We start from the raw sequence: 16,970 nt of genomic DNA, 5'->3' as shown, positions 1-16,970 counted from the left end.
CCTGCTCCGCCTCACTCCACCCGGGGGCGTACCAGGCCCGACTCGTACGCGATGACCACCAGCTGGGCGCGGTCGCGGGCCGCCACCTTCGCCATCGCCCGGTTCACATGGGTCTTGACCGTGAGCGGGCTGACCGCCAGCCGCTCCGCGATCCGGTCGTTGGAGTGGCCGCCCGCCACCAGGACGAGCACCTCCCGCTCGCGCACGGTGAGCGCGGCCAGCCGTTCCGCGTACTCCGCGCTGTCCGGCCCCTCCCCCGAACTCCCGCCCTGCGCCAGGAAGGTGGCGATCAGCCCTTTGGTCGCCGCCGGGGAGAGCAACGCCTCGCCCGCGTTGGCGATCCGGATCGCGTTGAGCAGTTCCTCCGGCTCCGCGCCCTTGCCGAGGAAGCCGGAGGCTCCGGCGCGGAGGGCCTGGACCACGTACTCGTCGACCTCGAACGTGGTGAGCATGACCACCCGCACCGCCGCCAGGGCCGGGTCCGCGCTGATCATGCGGGTGGCGGCGAGCCCGTCCGTGCCCGGCATCCGGATGTCCATCAGCACCACGTCGGCGCCGGTCTCCCGGGCCAGCTCCACCGCCTGGGCCCCGTCGGCCGCCTCGCCGACGACCTCCATATCGGGTTCGGAGTCCACCAGCACCCGGAACGCGCTGCGCAGGAGCGCCTGGTCGTCGGCGAGCAGCACCTTGATGGGTGCCTCAGATGCCCCAGGTGTCTCAAGTGCCTCAGGTGCCTGTACGGACTCGCTCATCGGCGCTCCCCCGTCGCGGCCGCCGGGCCGGGCTGTTCCGGTTCACCCGTGCGGGCCTCCAGGGGCAGGATCGCATGGACCCGGAACCCGCCCCCGTAGCGAGGTCCCGCCGTGAGGGCGCCGCCGAGGGCGGTGACCCGTTCGCGCATGCCGAGCAGACCGTGGCCGCCACCGTCCGGGGTGCTCTCGGCACCCGGGCGCCCGGCCGCGCTGCCCCGGCCGTTGTCCAGCACCGTGATCTCGGCCGTGGTTCCGACCCGTACGACGCTCACCTCGGCCCTCGCTCCGGCGCCCGCGTGCTTGCGTACGTTGGTCAGGGCCTCCTGGATGACCCGGTACGCGGCCAGGTCGACGGCGGCGGGCAGCCCCGGGCCCCGGTCGGCGCCGGCCACCTCGACGGGGAGCCCGGCGTTGCGGAAGGTGTCCACCAGCTCGTCCAGGACCGCGAGGCCGGGGGCCGGTTCGGTGGGGGCCTCGGGGTCGCCGGACTGGCGGAGCAGGCCGACGGTGACGCGGAGTTCGTTGAGCGCGGAGCGGCTGGCGTCCCGTACGTGGGCGAGCGCCTCCTTCGCCTGGTCCGGGCGCTTGTCCATGACGTGGGCGGCGACCCCGGCCTGCACGTTGACCAGGGCGATGTGGTGGGCGACGACGTCGTGGAGGTCCCGGGCGATCCGCAGCCGCTCCTCCGCGACGCGGCGACGGGCCTCCTCCTCCCGCGTGCGCTCGGCCCGCTCCGCGCGCTCCCGGATCGCGTCGACGAAGGCGCGCCTGCTGCGTACGGCATCCCCGGCGGCCGACGCCATCCCGGTCCAGGCGAAGACGCCGAGGTTCTCCTGGCTGTACCAGGGCGTCGAGCCGAACACCATCGCGGCCACCGTCAGGATCCCCATGGTCAGCAGGCCGACCCGCCAGGTGGTGGGGCGGTCGGTGCGGGAGGCGACGGTGTAGAGCGCGATGACGGTGCTCATCACGACCGGGGCCGGCGGGTCCATGAAGATGTACTCGGTCGCCGTGAGACCGCCGGTCACCGCGAGGACCGCCATGGAGTGCCGCCGGCGCAGGACGAGCGCCGAGGCCGCCAGCACCATCAGCAGCACGCTGAACGCCTCGGGGGTGCGGGTCCCGAACGTCGGCCCGTGCCCGCCCTTGCCCGGGTCCGCGAACGAACCGCAGATCATCGCGATCAGGACGCAGAACGCCAGGGTCGCGTCGAACGCGAGCGGGTGGTCCCGAAGCCAGCGGCGGGCACGCGCGAACCCGGAGGGGAGGGTGGTCACGTCCAGCAACGGTACGGCGTGTCGTGTACGGATCGGTCTCCGCGGTGTGCCGGAACGGGCACGGAACCGTACGAGGACAGCAGGCGCGTACAGCACCTGTGCCCCGCACCGGACGGGCCGGATGCGGGGCACAGACGTAAGAGTGCTGGTGGAGCCGGTACGCCTAGTTCGGGATGAGTCCGTCGTCGCTGAGCATCGCGCGCACCTCTTCGAGGGTCGCGTCGGGCGCCGGCAGGATCAGCTCCGACGGCTCCAGGGAGTCGTCGGGGAGCGGAGTGCCGAGCTCGCGCACCTTGTCGAGGAGTGCGTGGAGCGTGGTGCGGAAGCCGGGACCGTCCCCGCTGTCCATCTCCTTGAGCAGGACGTCGTCGAGCTCGTTGAGTTCGACGAAGTGACTGTCGGCCAGCTTGACCTGGCCTTCCCCCATGATCCGTACGATCATGACGCCGCCCTCACTACTGCTTGTCGAACTTGTGCGGGGACTGCTGCGACTGCTGCGTGCCGTCCTGGGCACCGCCCTCGATCGCCTGCTGCGAGGACGAGGAGCCGCCGGCCAGCTCGGCCTTCATGCGCTGGAGCTCCAGCTCCACGTCCGAGCCGCCGGAGATCCGGTCCAGCTCGGCGGCGATGTCGTCCTTCGCCGTGCCGGTCGGGTCGTCCAGGGCGCCGGAGGCGAGCAGCTCGTCGATGGCGCCGGCCCGCGCCTGGAGCTGCTGCGTCTTGTCCTCGGCCCGCTGGATCGCCAGGCCGACGTCGCCCATCTCCTCGGAGATGCCGGAGAAGGCCTCGCCGATCCGGGTCTGCGCCTGGGCCGCCGTGTAGGTCGCCTTGATGGTCTCCTTCTTGGTGCGGAAGGCATCGACCTTGGCCTGTAGCCGCTGGGCCGCGAGGGTGAGCTTCTCCTCCTCGCCCTGCAGCGTCGTGTGCTGCGTCTCCAGGTCGGTGACCTGCTGCTGGAGGGCGGCGCGCCGGGACAGCGCCTCGCGCGCCAGGTCCTCACGGCCGAGCGCCAGCGCCTTGCGGCCCTGGTCCTCCAGCTTGGACGACTGGCCCTGCAGCTGGTTCAGCTGCAACTCCAGCCGTTTGCGGGACGTCGCGACGTCGGCGACGCCGCGGCGCACCTTCTGAAGCAGCTCCAGCTGCTTCTGGTACGAGTAATCCAGGGTCTCGCGCGGATCCTCGGCCCGGTCAAGGGCCTTGTTTGCCTTCGCGCGGAAAAGCATCCCCATACGCTTCATGACACCGCTCATGGGCTTCGCGCGCCCCCTTCTGACGGACTGAGCTCCAGCACTCCCGATAGAACCCACAGTACGGGCCCTGTCTCTATTACCGCACTGTTCGAGTCCCGATGTGCTCCTCCCCAAGGACGACTGAGCCCGGCCGGTGCTCCCGCCCAGGGTGTAGGTGACGGTCAGGGAAACCGATGGTTAAGGCCTGTTCTGCCCGTGTCGGGTGCCTACAGGGACGCCGTCCGTTGCCGGATCGTTCCCGCCCGGGTCCACGAGCCCGCGGCCCGACCCCGTACCCTTGGGTTTTGTGTTCCGTAGCCGTGCCAAGACAGAGAAGGCCCCCACCGACAAGGTGACGGCGGACCTCTCCCAGCAGCCCCGCGACCCGCAGGCTCCCAAGGGTCGCCCCACCCCCAAGCGCAGCGAGGCCCAGACGCAGCGCCGCCGTGCCGCGTCCAGCGCGCCGACCGACCGCAAGGCGGCCGTGAAGCGCCAGCGCGAGGCGCGCCGGGCCGATCTGGCCCGGCAGCGTGAGGCGCTCGCGTCGGGCGACGAGCGTTACCTCCCGGTCCGCGACAAGGGCCCGGTGCGGCGCTTCGTCCGTGACTTCGTGGACTCGCGCTTCTGCATCGCCGAGTGGTTCCTGCCGCTCGCCGTGGTCATCCTGATTCTCAGCGTGATCCAGGTGCAGAACATCCAGAGCATCTCGCTGCTGCTCTGGATGGGTGTGATCATCCTGATCGTGATCGACTCGATCGGTCTGTCGATCCGCCTGAAGAAGCAGCTGCGAGAGCGTTTCCCGGACACCCCCAAGCGCGGCGCCGTCGCCTACGGCCTGATGCGCACGCTCCAGATGCGTCGTCTGCGGCTCCCGAAGCCGCAGGTCAAGCGCGGAGAGCGGCCCTGAGCACGGAGATCGTCCCTCCGGTGAGCCCCGTAGGGGGCGTACGGGACACCGTCCGCCAGGAGCTCGTCGCCCGGCAGCTGGACGAGCAGATAGCCGGGCGGTTCCCGGTCGGTCAGCGGCTGCGCGTCCTGGACGTCGGCATGGGCCGGGGGGTCCAGGCGCTCCGCCTCGCGCGGGCCGGTCACTCGGTGACCGGTCTGGAGTCGGACGCCGAGCTGCTGCGGGTGGCCCGCGAGGCCCTGGCGACCGAGCCCGAGGGCATCCGGGAGCGGGTCAAGCTGATCGAGGGGCACGGCCGGGAGACCGGTGTGCACTTCCTGCCCGGCAGCTTCGACGTGGTGCTCTGTCACGGCGTCCTGATGTACGTCGAGGAGCCCGATCCGATGCTGGCCGGGCTGGCCCGGATGCTGGCGCCGGGCGGTCTGCTCTCGCTGCTCGTACGGAACGCGGACGCCCTCGCGATGCGCCCCGGCCTCACCGGCGACTTCGGTGCGGCCCTGGATGCCTTCGACTCGGCGACGTACACGAACGACCTCGGCCTCACCGTGCGGGCCGACCGGCTCGACGCGCTGCGGGCCACCCTGGCCGGGATCGCCGCCCCGCTGCACGCCTGGTACGGCATCCGGGTCTTCACCGACAACGCGGCCGACGGGACCGAGCTGCCCGCGGGCGAGCTGGAGCGGGTGCTGACCCTGGAGGACCGGGCCGGGCGGACCGACCCGTACCGGGGTGTCGCGGCGCTGCTGCATCTGTGCGGAGTGCGCGGCTAGGGCCTGTCGTCAAACTGCCGTCGTCGCCCGAAGGGCGGCCGCGCGGCGCATGGTGCGTGCGATCGCAAGGCGCCGGAATGGTCTCGTAGCGGAGCTACTTGGCCATTTCGGCAACGCCGCGAGCGTGCGTGCCAGGCGTCGCGCGGCAGGCGGCAGTTTGACGACAGGCCCTAGCGGACGGTACGAAGCCGGGTACGGCGGCAGGGCCTCGTTCGGCCCATCAGCACAGGCACCCGAAAGGGTGGGGGCACCAGACTCCGGATATGGACGCATCCCCCTCCCGCCGCTCCGCACGGCGCCTGCTGCCCCTGATCACGGGGGTCTGCGCGATCGCCCTGGCGGCCGGCTGCTCCGGCGCGGAACCGGCGGCATCACCCGCGCCGGAGGCCAGTGCCTCCGGTACGGCCCAGGGCTCCGTGACCCGTGACACCGCCGAGCTGGAGAACGCCTACAAGGCCGTCATCAACGATGTGCTGCCCTCGGTGGTGCAGATCGACGCGTCGGACAGCCTCGGTTCCGGGATCGTCTACGACGACAAGGGCCATATCGTCACCAACGCCCATGTGATCGGCGACGAGAAGACCTTCAAGGTCACCGTCGCCACCGGGGAGGCGGTGCTGAACGCCTCGCTGGTCTCCTCCTACCCGGAGCAGGACCTCGCGGTCATCAAGCTGGACGACGTGCCCGACGGTCTGAAGCCCGCGAAGTTCGGCGACGCGGAGAAGGTCGAGGTGGGGCAGATCGTGATGGCGATGGGCTCGCCGCTCGGCCTCTCCAGCAGCGTCACCCAGGGCATCGTCTCGGCGCTCGGCCGGACCGTCAGCGAGAGCCGGGCGGGCGGTGGCACGGGCGCGACGATCGCCAACATGGTGCAGACCTCGGCAGCGATCAACCCGGGCAACAGCGGCGGGGCGCTGGTCAACCTGAGCAGCGAGGTGATCGGCATCCCGACCCTCGCGGCGACCGACCCGCAGATGGGCGACAGCGCGGCGCCGGGCATCGGCTTCGCGATCCCCGTCTCGATGGTGCGGACGGTCGCCGACCAGATCATCAAGGACGGCCGGGTCACCGACTCGGGCCGGGCCGGGCTGAACATCACCGGCCGTACGGTCGTCGACGACTCCTACCGGCCCGCCGGGGTGGCGCTGGTGAGCGTGGAGCGGGACGGCGCCGCGGGCGAGGCGGGACTGCGTGCCGGAGACATCATCACGAAGATCGGCGACACGGCCGTCACCACCATCACCTCGCTCTCCGAGGCCCTGGCGGGCGACCAGCCGGGCGACAAGGTGACCGTGACGTACACCCGGGACGGCGACAGCAGGACGGCGGAGGTCACGCTCGGGGAGATCTGAGGCCCGCAGGGAGAAGGGGCGGTACGGGAAGCCCCGTACCGCCCCTTCCGGCAGCCCTCAGGCGCCGTCGGCCTGCAGGCTCATGGGGCCGTAGATCTTGGTCGAGTCCTCGAAGAGCGTCACCTGGGCGGCGCCGCCCTCCAGGAGCTCCTTCCAGTACTCACCGATCCAGGACTCCGCGTCGCCCTGGGTGGTGAACTCCTCCGGCTGCAGCGCCGGCTCCGTCTCCGTACCGTCGGACTTCTCGAACCGCCACGTCCACGCCATGTCCGCCTCCTGGGTCGCGTTGCGCCCGACTCCCGGGCCCGTTGCCGCTCCTGGGTCAGTTGCTGCCCGAAGCCTAGCCGGGCGCGCACCCGGCGTGCGGACACGGGAGGATCAAGGTGTGGAACTGACTCTGCTCGGCACCGGAGCCCCCGACGGGCTGCCGCGCCCCTCCTGCCCCTGTGCGGCCTGCGCGACGGCCCGTGGCCCGTGGGCGCGCGCCGCGACCGCCCTGCTGATCGACGACGCGCTGCTGCTGGACCTGACCCCGGGAGCGGTGTTCGCGGCCGCTCGCGCGGGGCATTCGCTGGGCGCGGTGCGCCAGGTGCTGCTGACCCATCCGCACGACGGGCCCGCCGTGGAGCTGCCGCCCACGCTGCCGCCGGCCGGACGGGTGCCGGACGGCCAGGTGTTGACGCTGATCAGCGGGCACCGGGTGCGGGCGGTGCCGATGGACGCGCCGGGGACCGGTTACGAGGTGAGCTCCCCGGACGGCGAGCGGCTGCTCTACCTGCCGCCGGGGGCCGCGCCCGCCGGTCTCGACGGGCGGGCCGAGCGGCCGTACGACATGGTCCTCTGCGATGTGATCGGGCGGCCCGACGCGGTGGCGCGGCTGCGGGCGGTCGGCGCGGTCGGGCCGGCCACCGAGGTGATCGCGGTCCACCTGGACCACGACGCCCCGCCGGGTGCGGCGCTGGACCGGCGCCTGGCGGCGGCCGGGGCGCGGGCGGTGCCGGACGGGACGACGCTGGTGGTGGGCGAGTACCCGGTGGTGCCGGACGTGCCGCGCCGGGTGCTGGTGACGGGCGGCGCGCGGTCGGGGAAGTCGGTGGAGGCGGAGCGGCGTCTGGAGACGTTCCCCGAGGTGGTGTACGTGGCGACCGGCGGGCGGCGCGAAGGGGACCCGGAGTGGGCGGCCCGGGTGGGGCTGCACCGGGAGCGCAGGCCGGGCGCGTGGCGGACCGAGGAGACCTGTGAGGTCGCGGAGCTGCTGGGCGCGGACGGGCCGCCGCTGCTGGTGGACTGCCTGTCGCTGTGGCTGACCGACGCGATGGACCGGGTGGACGCCTGGGAGGACGAGCGGTGGCGGGAGGGCGGCCAGGAGGCGTTGCGGGCGCGGGCCCGGGAGCTGGTGGCGGCGGTGCGCGGGACCCGGCGTCAGGTGGTGCTGGTGACCAACGAGGTGGGTGCGGGGGTGGTCCCGGCGACCCCGGCGGGACGGCGGTTCCGGGACGAGCTGGGGCGGCTGAACGCGGCGGTGGCGGCCGAGTGCGAGGAGGTGCTGCTGGTGGTGGCGGGGCAGGCGGTGGTGCTGCGGGGGTGAGGGGGCGGTCCTTGGCGCGTCTCGCGGGGTGAGGGGGCGGTCCTCAGCCCGACTCGCGGGGTGAGGGGGCGTCACTGCTACCTCTCGGGGTGTCCGGGCCGACCGGTACTGTTCCCGGCAGGGGCCCGCCGCCGGGTGCCCGCACCGGAAACCGACGTGACGACCCGCGAGGCAGACCTCCGTGAACCTGGACGACTTCTCCGACCTGATCGAGCGCCCCGACGGGGGCGTACGGCGCGACGCCGAGGAACGGCGGGAGCGGCTGATCGTCCCGCCCGGGGCCCTGGGCCGGCTCGACGAGCTGGGCGAGTGGCTCAGCGCCGCGCAGCAGTCCGTACCGGTCAAGGCCGTCGCGCAGCCGCGCGTGGTGCTCTTCGCCGGTGACCACGGGGTGGCGGAGCTGGGCGTCTCCGGACGTGCGGCGGGCACCACCCATGAGCTGGTGCGGGCTGCCCTCGACGGGGCGAGCCCGGTGGCGGTGCTGGCCCGGCGCTTCTCGGTGCCGCTGCGGATCGTGGACGCCGGGGTCGACTGCGACCCGGAGCTGCTGCCCGAGTCCGCCGTACGCCACCGGGTGCGGCGAGGATCGGGGCGCATCGACATCGAGGACGCGCTGAGTGCCGAGGAGGCCGAGCGGGCCGTCCGCCTGGGCATGGCGATCGCCGACGAGGAGGCGGACTCCGGCACCGATCTGGTGGTGCTCGGCGACCTGAGCGTCGGCGGGACCACGGCCGCGGCCACCCTCATCGCGGCGCTGTGCGGTACGGACGCCTCGGTGGTGACCGGGCGCGGCGGTGCGGGCATCGACGACCTGGCCTGGATGCGCAAGTGCGCCGCGATCCGGGACGCGCTGCGCCGGGCCCGGCCGGTGCTCGGCGACCAGCTGGAGCTGCTGGCCACGGTGGGCGGGGCGGACCTGGCCGCGATGACGGGGTTCCTGCTCCAGTCGGCGGTGCGCCGGATGCCGGTGATCCTGGACGGGGTCGTCGCGGCGGCCTGTGCGCTGGTGGCGCAGCGGGCGGCCTTCCGGGCGCCGGACTGGTGGCTGGCCGGGCAGGTCAGCGGGGAGCCCGCGCAGGCGAAGGCCCTGGACCGGATGGCGCTGACCCCGCTGCTGGACCACGGGGTCACGGTGGGCGAGGGCACGGGGGCGCTGCTGGCCCTGCCGCTGGTGCAGGCGGCGGCCGCGTTCGCGGCCGAGCTGCCGGAGCGTACGCCGGAGAAGGACGAGGAGGACGCCGGGCCTTCCGGGAGCGAGGAGTACGACGTACAGGCACTCGACGCGACCTGAGCGGCCGGGGGCGGCGCTGCGGGGCAGGTCCCGTGAGCCACCTTTGCCGCCCCTGTGTCCGTAATGCGCCATATGATCACCTCTCATGGGAGAGGTTCGATCGGCCGAAGAGGCAGCCCGGCACAGCACCGCCCGTTCCCGGCGCAGCGCGGCGTTCGCCATCTGGTATCTGCGCGTCGTCTCGTTCATCAATTTCCTGAGCGCCGTCTGGGTCACCCTCGGCCAGGACCTGCGCCGCCACAACACCGAGAACTACTTCACGCCGTACCTGCTCACGGCCGGGTTCTCCTCCGGGGTGATCGCCCTGTTCCTGGCGGTGACCATGCGGCGGCGGAAGCGGGCCGCGTGGATCGTGAACATGGTCCTGGGCGGGCTCGTGCTGGTCGCGTATCTCCTCGCGTTCTTCTTCGGGGAGATCCGGCAGCACGCCCAGAACTGGGTCTCCCTGGCACTGACGGCCTCCTTCGTCGTGGCCCTGGTGCTGGGGCGGCGCGAGTTCTACGCCAAGGGCGACCGCTCCAACCCCAAGCTGGCGTCCCTGGTCGCCGTGGTGGGGCTGCTGGTCACCTCGCTGGTCGCGACGGCCCTGGTCACCGTCACCAACACCGCCCACGACGACTACCGCTCCACCTTTCTGGACCGCTGGCGCTACGGCGCGCTGCGGCTGGTCTCGGTGGCCGCCGACGACTCACGCTTCCCCGGGATCACCACCCCGGGCTGGGTGAACGTCGTCATCAACATCCTCTCGACGCTGCTCCTGATCGCCGTCGTGTACGCCGCGTTCCGCTCCCGCCGGGCCGTCGACCCACTCTCCCCCGAGGACGAGGCGAAGCTGCGCGCCCTGCTGGACAGGCACGGCGACCGGGACTCGCTCGGCTACTTCTCGCTGCGCCGGGAGAAGAGCGCGCTCTGGTCGCCGACCGGGAAGGCCGCCGTGGTCTACCGGGTGGTCGGCGGGGTCTCGCTGGCCTCCGGCGACCCGATCGGTGACCCGGAGGCCTGGCCGGGCGCGATCGACCCATGGCTCGCCGAGGCCCGCGAGCACGGCTGGATCCCGGCCGTGATGGGCGCGAGCGAGGAGGCGGGCACGGTCTACGCCCGGCACGGCCTGGACGCGCTGGAGCTGGGTGACGAGGCGATCGTGGAGACGGCCGACTTCACCCTGGACGGCCGGGCGATGCGCGGGGTGCGCCAGGCCTACAACCGGGTCAAGCGCGCCGGTTACGAGGTGACCATCCGGCGCCACGCGGACATCCCCGAGGCCGAGATGGCCGAGCTGGTCCGGCGCGCCGACGACTGGCGCGACGGGGAGACCGAGCGCGGCTTCTCCATGGCGCTCGGCCGGCTCGGCGACCCGGCGGACGGGCAGTGCGTGATGCTGGAGTGCCGGAACGCGAGCGAGGGCGGAAAGCCGGGCAAGGACGACACGGGAGAGCCGGATCGGACACAGGCCCCCGACGAACTCCGCGCCGTCCTCAGCTTCGTCCCCTGGGGCCCGCACGGCCTCTCCCTGGACCTGATGCGCCGCGACCGGGAGGCGGAGAACGGCCTCATGGAGTTCATGGTCATCCAGCTCCTCCAGCGCTCCGGCGAGATCGGGATCACGCAGGTCTCGCTCAACTTCGCCATGTTCCGGTCCGTCTTCGAGAGGGGATCGCGACTCGGCGCGGGACCGGTGCTGAGGCTGTGGCGTGCGCTGCTGAGCTTCTTCTCGCGCTGGTGGCAGATCGAGTCGCTGTACCGGGCCAACGCCAAGTACCGACCGATCTGGGAGCCACGTTTCATGTTGTTCGAGAAGAGCGCCGACTTGGCGCGCATCTCCCTCGCGGCAGGCCGCGCCGAAGGGTTCCTGGAGGCGCCGGGGCTGCCGAAGTGGCTGCACCGCGCGTGTCTCGGCGCCCCTAGATGAACCGCTCCGGGACGAGCCGCGCGGAGACGAGCCGCTCGGGGACGAGCCGCTTCCCGGCGCTGCGCCGGGCCGCGCGGCGCGAGTGGGGCCCGCTGTTCACCACCGTACGGACGGGGCTCCACGACCACGGCATACGGGCGCTCGCGCTGACCCTCACGGCGGTGGCGCTGACCGCGACCGTCCAGCTGGTCCAGAACCAGGCGTGGGGCTACGGCCCGGTGCAGAACCTGGGGGCGGTGCGGGCCGAGGACCCCCTCTGGCTGGCTCTGCTGCGTACGCCGCTGTCCCTCTTCGTCCCCGCCCTCGACCTGCCGGTCTGGGGTGCGCTGGCGCAGATCCTGCTGGTGTTCGGCATCGCGGAGGTGTGCCTGGGGCGGTGGCGCACCCTCGCGATCGCGTACGTGGCCACGCTGGCGGGGACCCTGTACGCCCGGGTCGGCATCGCGCTCGGCCCGGACGCGTTCCTGGGGCTGCCGGCCTCGGACGCGCAGGTGGTGGACACCGGGCCGTCCGCGGCGGTGGTGGGGCTCGCGGTGTACGTCTGCCACGCCTACCGGGCCTGGTTCACCGGGGCGCTGGTGGTCGTCGCGATGGTGGTGGAGGTCCTCGTCAAGGACAACCTGGCGGGCCGGGAACATCTGGCCTCCATCGCCGCCGTCCTGGTGGTCTGTGCCGTACGGGAGTGGCTCGGGCGGCGGCGGACGGGCGGCGGTCAGGGCTTGCCGGCGGGCGGCAGCGGGACCCGGTCGGGGGCGCCGCCGATGAGGTCCTGAAACTTCCGGCGCGGCCCCGCCCACCGCACATCGTGGTGGTAGGCGCGCAGCACCGCCTTGGAGCGGGCCCGATGGCGGTTGCGGTAGAACCGCTTAGCCCACATCGAGGTGGGGCGGGCCAGCCGGATCGCCCCGATCAGCGCGACGAACGGGACGAGGGTGCCGAGCACCGCCATCCGGGTCTTGCCCTTGAACAGCGCGATCAGGACGAAGCAGAAGTTGACCACGTACGACGTGATGACACTGAGCCTGCCCTGCTGCTCCTCGTCGGTGACGTCGTCCACCCCGAGCGGCGAGAACCCCGCCAGGACCAGCAGCACGAGCGAGGCCGTCAGCACGACCACCTCCACGCTCTGGCGGCCCTCCTCGGTCCAGTACACGTCGTCCAGATGCAGGATCAGCGCGAACTCGTCCAGCACCAGACCGGCCCCGACCCCGAAGATCACCGCGAACACCCCGGCGGCCACCCCGTGCCTCCCCGCGGCCACCGCGCCGAAGCCGCCGACCACCGTCAGCACGACCCCGGGCACCACATGGTGGATGTGGATGCCGCCCGGGGTGATGTTGCGGAACGGGCCCTTCCCCGCGCGGATCATCCGCGTGATCGTGCGGGTGACGGCGAAGGTCAGCACGAAGGCGGCCAGCGCGAGGAGCAGCGGGAGCTTGCCCGGCTCGGCGATGTTGGTGTGCCACCAGTTACCCATGCCACCCGCTCCCGATGTGCCCTGCTCTGCGGCTTTTCTGACGTTTTGGCCAATCTATCCGTGCGCGGGAGCGGCTAACCTGCCCGCGGTGACCTCCCTGAACAGCCACGGGCTGCGTTTCGCCTTCGGCACCCTCACCGTGCTGCCCGTCCGCGTGGCCCGCTGGGACCGCGCGACCGCCAGGGCCGGGATGCTCTGCGCCCCGCTCGCCGGGCTCGTCGTCGGCCTGCTCGCCGCCGGGCTCGGCGCGCTGTCGCTGCTGGCCGGGTCGGGGCCGCTGCTCGCGGCGGTCGCCTCGGTCGCGGTGCCCGCCGCCCTCACCCGGGGGCTGCACCTGGACGGCCTCGCCGACACGGCGGACGGCCTCGGCAGCGGGAAACCGGCCGGGGACGCGCTGCGGATCATGAAGCAGTCCGACATTGGGCCGTTCGGTGTCATCACCCTGCTCCTGGTCCTGCTGGCCCAGGTCGCCGTCCTCTTCGAGCTGTACGGGGAGGGGGGCTGGGCGCACGGGGCGCTCGGGGCCGTCGTCGCGGCCGTCGCCGCCCGGCTCGCGCTCACCCTGGCGTCCCGTCAGGGCGTCCCGGCGGCCCGGCCGGAGGGGCTCGGCGCGGTGGTCGCGGCCACGGTCCCGGTGAGGTGGGCGGTGGTCGTGGCAGCGGTGACGGTGGCCCTGTGCGCGGCGGCGGGCGCGGCCTTCGGACCGTACGGGGCACTGCACCACGCGCTCGCGGTGCTGGGCGCCCTGGCCGCCGCCGAACTCCTGCTGCGCCACTGCGTGCGGCGGTTCGGCGGGGTGACCGGGGACGTGTTCGGCGGGGCGGCGGAGACGGCGGCGACGGCGGCCCTGGTGGTGCTGGCGCTCGGCCCCTGACCTGCGTACGCGCTGAGGCCCTGATCACCGTACGACCGGCTGGGCGACCGGCCCGCGTACGGCCGGAACCGACCGCCTTACCGGTCGGGAACGGCCCGCCGCCGTAACCCCCGGCGAACGGCGCGCGTAGGCTCGAACCCGGCACATTGCGGAGGGGTCTACGATGCGCCGGGCACGGTCGGCCCACCCCTCGACCGAACTGGAACTCAACGGAAGCGAGATTTCACCACCGTGACTGCTCTCACTCTCAGCACTGCCGGTGCGGCGACGCTGCGCGCCGACGCACTCGTCGTCGGCGTCGCGAAGGGCGCCGCATCCAAGTCGGGGACCCTGGTCCTCGCGCCGGGCGCCGAGGCCGTGGACAAGGCGTTCGACGGAAAGCTCGCCACCGTTCTCGCGACCCTGGGGGCCGTGGGTGCCGAGGGCGAACTGACCAAGCTGCCCGCGCCGTCCGGCCTCAAGGTCCCGGTCGTCATCGCGGTCGGCCTCGGTCCGGTCCCGGACAAGGAGGACGCGTACGACGCGGAGGCGCTGCGCCGTGCCGCCGGTACCGCCGCCCGTGCGCTGTCCGGCTTCAAGAAGGCCGGCTTCGCGCTGCCCGCCGGCTCCGTCGAGGACGCCGCCGCCGTCGCCGAGGGCGCCCTGCTCGGCGCCTACGCCTTCACCGCCTACCAGGGCGGCGAGAACAAGCTCGCCCCCAAGGACGCCAAGGCCAAGGACAGCGGCCCGAAGCTCCCACTCGCCGAGATCACCCTGGTCGGCGCCAAGCCGCGCGACAAGGCGTACAAGGCGGCCGTCGAGCGCGCCCTCGCGCTGGCCGAGGAGATCAACCGCGCCCGCGACCTGATCAACACCCCGCCCAACGACCTCTACCCCGAGTCCTTCGCCGCCGTGGCCACCGCCGCCGGCAAGGAGCACGGCATCAAGGTCCAGGTGCTCGACGAGAAGGCCCTGGTCAAGGGTGGCTTCGGCGGCATCCTCGGCGTCGGCCAGGGCTCGGCCAACGGCCCGCGCCTGGTGAAGCTCGCCTACACCCACCCGAAGGCGGAGAAGACCCTGGCCCTCGTCGGCAAGGGCATCACCTACGACTCGGGCGGCATCTCGCTCAAGCCGGCCGGCCACAACGAGACGATGAAGTGCGACATGAGCGGCGCCGCCGCCGTGTTCGCCGCCGTCGTCACGGCCGCCCGCCTCGGCCTCAAGGTCAACGTGACCGGCTGGCTGGCACTCGCCGAGAACATGCCGTCCGGCACCGCCACCCGCCCCGGTGACGTGCTGCGCATGTACAGCGGCAAGACCGTCGAGGTCCTCAACACCGACGCCGAGGGCCGGCTCGTCCTGGGTGACGCGCTGACCCGCGCCTCGGAGGAGAAGCCCGACTCGATCGTCGACGTGGCGACCCTGACCGGTGCGATGGTGCTGGCGCTCGGCAACCGCACCTTCGGGATCATGGCCAACGACGACGCCTTCCGTACGTCGATCCACGAGATCGCCGAGGAGGTCGGCGAGGCCTCCTGGCCGATGCCGCTCCCCGCCGACCTGCGCAAGGGCATGGACTCCCCCACCGCCGACATCGCCAACATGGGCGAGCGCATGGGCGGCGGCCTGGTGGCCGGCCTGTTCCTGAAGGAGTTCGTGGGCGAGGGCATCGCCTGGGCGCACCTGGACATCGCGGGCCCGGCCTTCCACGAGGGCGCCCCGTACGGCTACACGCCCAAGGGCGGCACCGGCTCCGCGGTCCGCACCCTGGTGCGGCTCGCCGAGCGTACCGCCGACGGCGACCTGGGCTGAGTGAGCGACGTGTGCGGCCCCGGGCATAGGTCCGGGGCCGTACGTGTTGTCCGGGCGGAACCGGTGAGAAGGAGAGCGGAACCGGCGAGACGGAGACAGGGTTTCGCTGTCGACGAACACCGGCCGAATACGTAGGTATCTACGCAGCAGTAACCCTCCGGAACGGACGATCATCCGTCTCGGACCCGGGCCCCGCGTCCCGCCCGCCGTCGACAAGTGCGAAGATGGGTTCTCGGCAGGACAGGGCCCCCACCACAGGGCCGAAGACAAAGCGGCCGAACACCAGCCGACCGGCCGGTCACACCCCAGCGACGGGGCCCGGCGTACGGCGCACATGCATGGAGGACGTGACGTGGCGAACGACGCCAGCACCGTTTTCGACCTAGTGATCCTCGGCGGTGGCAGTGGCGGTTACGCCGCGGCCCTGCGCGGAGCGCAGCTGGGCCTGGACGTCGCCCTGATCGAGAAGGGCAAGGTCGGCGGCACCTGCCTGCACAACGGCTGCATCCCCACGAAGGCGCTGCTGCACGCGGGCGAGATCGCGGACCAGGCCCGTGAGTCGGCCCAGTTCGGCGTGAAGGCGACCTTCGAGGGCATCGACATGGAGGCCGTCAACAAGTACAAGGACGAGGTGATCTCGGGCCTGTACAAGGGTCTCCAGGGTCTCATCGCCTCGCGCAAGGTCCACTACATCGAGGGTGAGGGCAAGCTCTCCTCCCCCACCTCCGTGGACGTGAACGGCCAGCGCATCCAGGGCCGCCACGTGCTGCTGGCGACCGGCTCCGTGCCGAAGTCGCTGCCGGGCCTGGAGATCGACGGCAACCGGATCATCTCCTCGGACCACGCGCTGAAGATGGACCGGGTCCCGAAGTCGGCGATCGTGCTGGGCGGCGGCGTCATCGGCGTCGAGTTCGCCTCGGCGTGGAAGTCCTTCGGCACCGAGATCACCATCGTCGAGGGCCTGAAGCACCTCGTCCCGGTCGAGGACGAGAACAGCTCGAAGCTTCTTGAGCGCGCGTTCCGCAAGCGCGGCATCAAGTTCAACCTCGGTACGTTCTTCGAGAAGGCCGAGTACACGCAGGACGGCGTCCGCGTCACCCTCGCCGACGGCAAGACCTTCGAGGCGGAGATCCTCCTCGTCGCGATCGGCCGCGGCCCGGTCTCGCAGGGCCTGGGCTACGAGGAGCAGGGCGTCGCGATGGACCGCGGCTATGTCCTGGTCGACGAGTACATGCAGACCAACGTCCCGACGATCTCGGCCGTGGGCGACCTCGTCCCGACCCTCCAGCTCGCCCACGTCGGCTTCGCCGAGGGCATCCTGGTGGCGGAGCGTCTCGCCGGTCTCAAGACCGTCCCGATCGACTACGACGGCGTGCCGAAGGTGACGTACTGCCACCCCGAGGTCGCCTCCGTGGGTATCACCGAGGCCAAGGCCAAGGAGATCTACGGCGCGGACAAGGTCGTCGCCCTCAAGTACAACCTCGCGGGCAACGGCAAGAGCAAGATCCTGAAGACCGCGGGCGAGATCAAGCTCGTCCAGGTCAAGGACGGTGCCGTGGTCGGCGTCCACATGGTGGGCGACCGCATGGGCGAGCAGGTCGGCGAAGCCCAGCTGATCTACAACTGGGAGGCGCTGCCGTCCGAGGTCGCCCAGCTCATCCACGCCCACCCGACGCAGAACGAGGCGATGGGCGAGGCTCACCTGGCGCTGGCCGGCAAGCCCCTCCACTCGCACGACTGATCCCCCGGTCCC

The 16,970-nt window shown here is 72.3% G+C and carries 16 protein-coding genes; 10 read left to right on the top strand and 6 right to left on the bottom strand.

Annotation, left to right across the window (positions count from 1 at the left end; genetic code table 11):
• Positions 1 to 11: 11 nt before the first annotated feature.
• The 4 genes from R2B67_RS27705 to R2B67_RS27690 form a co-directional block, all read right to left on the bottom strand.
• A complete protein-coding gene (locus R2B67_RS27705) occupies positions 12 to 752 on the bottom strand; it encodes a response regulator (RefSeq protein WP_317821870.1) in 741 nt (246 codons plus the stop codon).
• Positions 749 to 2,029: a sensor histidine kinase gene (locus R2B67_RS27700; RefSeq protein WP_317821868.1), complete on the bottom strand. Its 1,281-nt coding sequence runs from the start codon at positions 2,027 to 2,029 to the stop codon at positions 749 to 751. Before R2B67_RS27700 ends, R2B67_RS27705 begins: the two co-directional genes overlap by 4 nt.
• A 163-nt stretch (positions 2,030 to 2,192) precedes the next feature.
• On the bottom strand, positions 2,193 to 2,471 hold the full coding sequence (gene pspAA / locus R2B67_RS27695; RefSeq protein WP_018511920.1) for a PspA-associated protein PspAA: 279 nt from the start codon (positions 2,469 to 2,471) through the stop codon (positions 2,193 to 2,195).
• 13 nt (positions 2,472 to 2,484) lie between these two features.
• On the bottom strand, positions 2,485 to 3,267 hold the full coding sequence (locus R2B67_RS27690; RefSeq protein ID WP_018511919.1) for a PspA/IM30 family protein: 783 nt from the start codon (positions 3,265 to 3,267) through the stop codon (positions 2,485 to 2,487).
• Between the two features lie 298 nt (positions 3,268 to 3,565).
• Here R2B67_RS27690 and R2B67_RS27685 point away from each other — a divergent pair, with 298 nt between their 5' ends.
• The 3 genes from R2B67_RS27685 to R2B67_RS27675 all read left to right on the top strand — a co-directional run bounded on the left by R2B67_RS27685 (position 3,566) and on the right by R2B67_RS27675 (position 6,287).
• On the top strand, positions 3,566 to 4,165 hold the full coding sequence (locus R2B67_RS27685) for a DUF3043 domain-containing protein (protein ID WP_018511918.1): 600 nt from the start codon (positions 3,566 to 3,568) through the stop codon (positions 4,163 to 4,165).
• 77 nt (positions 4,166 to 4,242) lie between these two features.
• On the top strand, positions 4,243 to 4,935 hold the full coding sequence (locus R2B67_RS27680; protein WP_317824969.1) for a class I SAM-dependent methyltransferase: 693 nt from the start codon (positions 4,243 to 4,245) through the stop codon (positions 4,933 to 4,935).
• Positions 4,936 to 5,198: 263 nt separating this feature from the next.
• Complete coding sequence (locus R2B67_RS27675) at positions 5,199 to 6,287, top strand: S1C family serine protease (RefSeq protein ID WP_317821862.1); 1,089 nt, start codon at positions 5,199 to 5,201, stop codon at positions 6,285 to 6,287.
• A gap of 57 nt (positions 6,288 to 6,344) precedes the next feature.
• Here R2B67_RS27675 and R2B67_RS27670 read toward each other — a convergent pair whose 3' ends face one another.
• Positions 6,345 to 6,554 (bottom strand): hypothetical protein, encoded by a 210-nt coding sequence (locus R2B67_RS27670; RefSeq protein WP_006123939.1) that lies wholly within the window; start codon positions 6,552 to 6,554, stop codon positions 6,345 to 6,347.
• 118 nt (positions 6,555 to 6,672) lie between these two features.
• Between R2B67_RS27670 and R2B67_RS27665 the strand changes: the two genes are divergently transcribed.
• The 4 genes from R2B67_RS27665 to R2B67_RS27650 all read left to right on the top strand — a co-directional run bounded on the left by R2B67_RS27665 (position 6,673) and on the right by R2B67_RS27650 (position 11,848).
• A complete protein-coding gene (locus R2B67_RS27665) occupies positions 6,673 to 7,875 on the top strand; it encodes a bifunctional adenosylcobinamide kinase/adenosylcobinamide-phosphate guanylyltransferase (protein WP_317821855.1) in 1,203 nt (400 codons plus the stop codon).
• A 181-nt stretch (positions 7,876 to 8,056) separates the two neighbouring features.
• Positions 8,057 to 9,166: a nicotinate-nucleotide--dimethylbenzimidazole phosphoribosyltransferase gene (gene cobT, locus R2B67_RS27660; protein WP_317821853.1), complete on the top strand. Its 1,110-nt coding sequence runs from the start codon at positions 8,057 to 8,059 to the stop codon at positions 9,164 to 9,166.
• Positions 9,167 to 9,251: 85 nt separating this feature from the next.
• The gene (locus tag R2B67_RS27655) at positions 9,252 to 11,075 is read left to right on the top strand and encodes a phosphatidylglycerol lysyltransferase domain-containing protein (RefSeq protein ID WP_317821851.1); all 1,824 of its coding nucleotides are present in this window, start codon (positions 9,252 to 9,254) and stop codon (positions 11,073 to 11,075) included.
• Entirely contained in the window at positions 11,072 to 11,848 is a 777-nt protein-coding gene (locus R2B67_RS27650) for a hypothetical protein (RefSeq protein WP_317821849.1), read from the top strand. Before R2B67_RS27655 ends, R2B67_RS27650 begins: the two co-directional genes overlap by 4 nt.
• On the opposite strand, the gene R2B67_RS27645 is transcribed toward R2B67_RS27650, so the two are convergent.
• Positions 11,788 to 12,552, bottom strand: a complete 765-nt coding sequence (locus R2B67_RS27645; RefSeq protein ID WP_317821847.1) for a hypothetical protein — start codon at positions 12,550 to 12,552, stop codon at positions 11,788 to 11,790. The two genes, R2B67_RS27650 and R2B67_RS27645, sit on opposite strands and share 61 nt — an antisense overlap.
• Positions 12,553 to 12,640: 88 nt before the next feature.
• Between R2B67_RS27645 and R2B67_RS27640 the strand changes: the two genes are divergently transcribed.
• From R2B67_RS27640 to lpdA, 3 genes are all read left to right on the top strand, one after another.
• Complete coding sequence (locus R2B67_RS27640; protein WP_317821846.1) at positions 12,641 to 13,426, top strand: adenosylcobinamide-GDP ribazoletransferase; 786 nt, start codon at positions 12,641 to 12,643, stop codon at positions 13,424 to 13,426.
• Between the two features lie 231 nt (positions 13,427 to 13,657).
• Complete coding sequence (locus tag R2B67_RS27635) at positions 13,658 to 15,217, top strand: leucyl aminopeptidase (RefSeq protein WP_317821844.1); 1,560 nt, start codon at positions 13,658 to 13,660, stop codon at positions 15,215 to 15,217.
• A gap of 352 nt (positions 15,218 to 15,569) precedes the next feature.
• Positions 15,570 to 16,958 (top strand): dihydrolipoyl dehydrogenase, encoded by a 1,389-nt coding sequence (gene lpdA / locus R2B67_RS27630; protein ID WP_109977402.1) that lies wholly within the window; start codon positions 15,570 to 15,572, stop codon positions 16,956 to 16,958.
• The last annotated feature ends 12 nt before the right edge of the window (positions 16,959 to 16,970 follow it).

It is taken from the genome of Streptomyces cyaneofuscatus (assembly GCF_033109485.1).
GTDB classification, from domain to species: domain Bacteria; phylum Actinomycetota; class Actinomycetes; order Streptomycetales; family Streptomycetaceae; genus Streptomyces; species Streptomyces cyaneofuscatus.
Note: the sequence above shows the minus strand (reverse complement) of the source record. Positions and strands in the feature narration are given on the sequence as shown.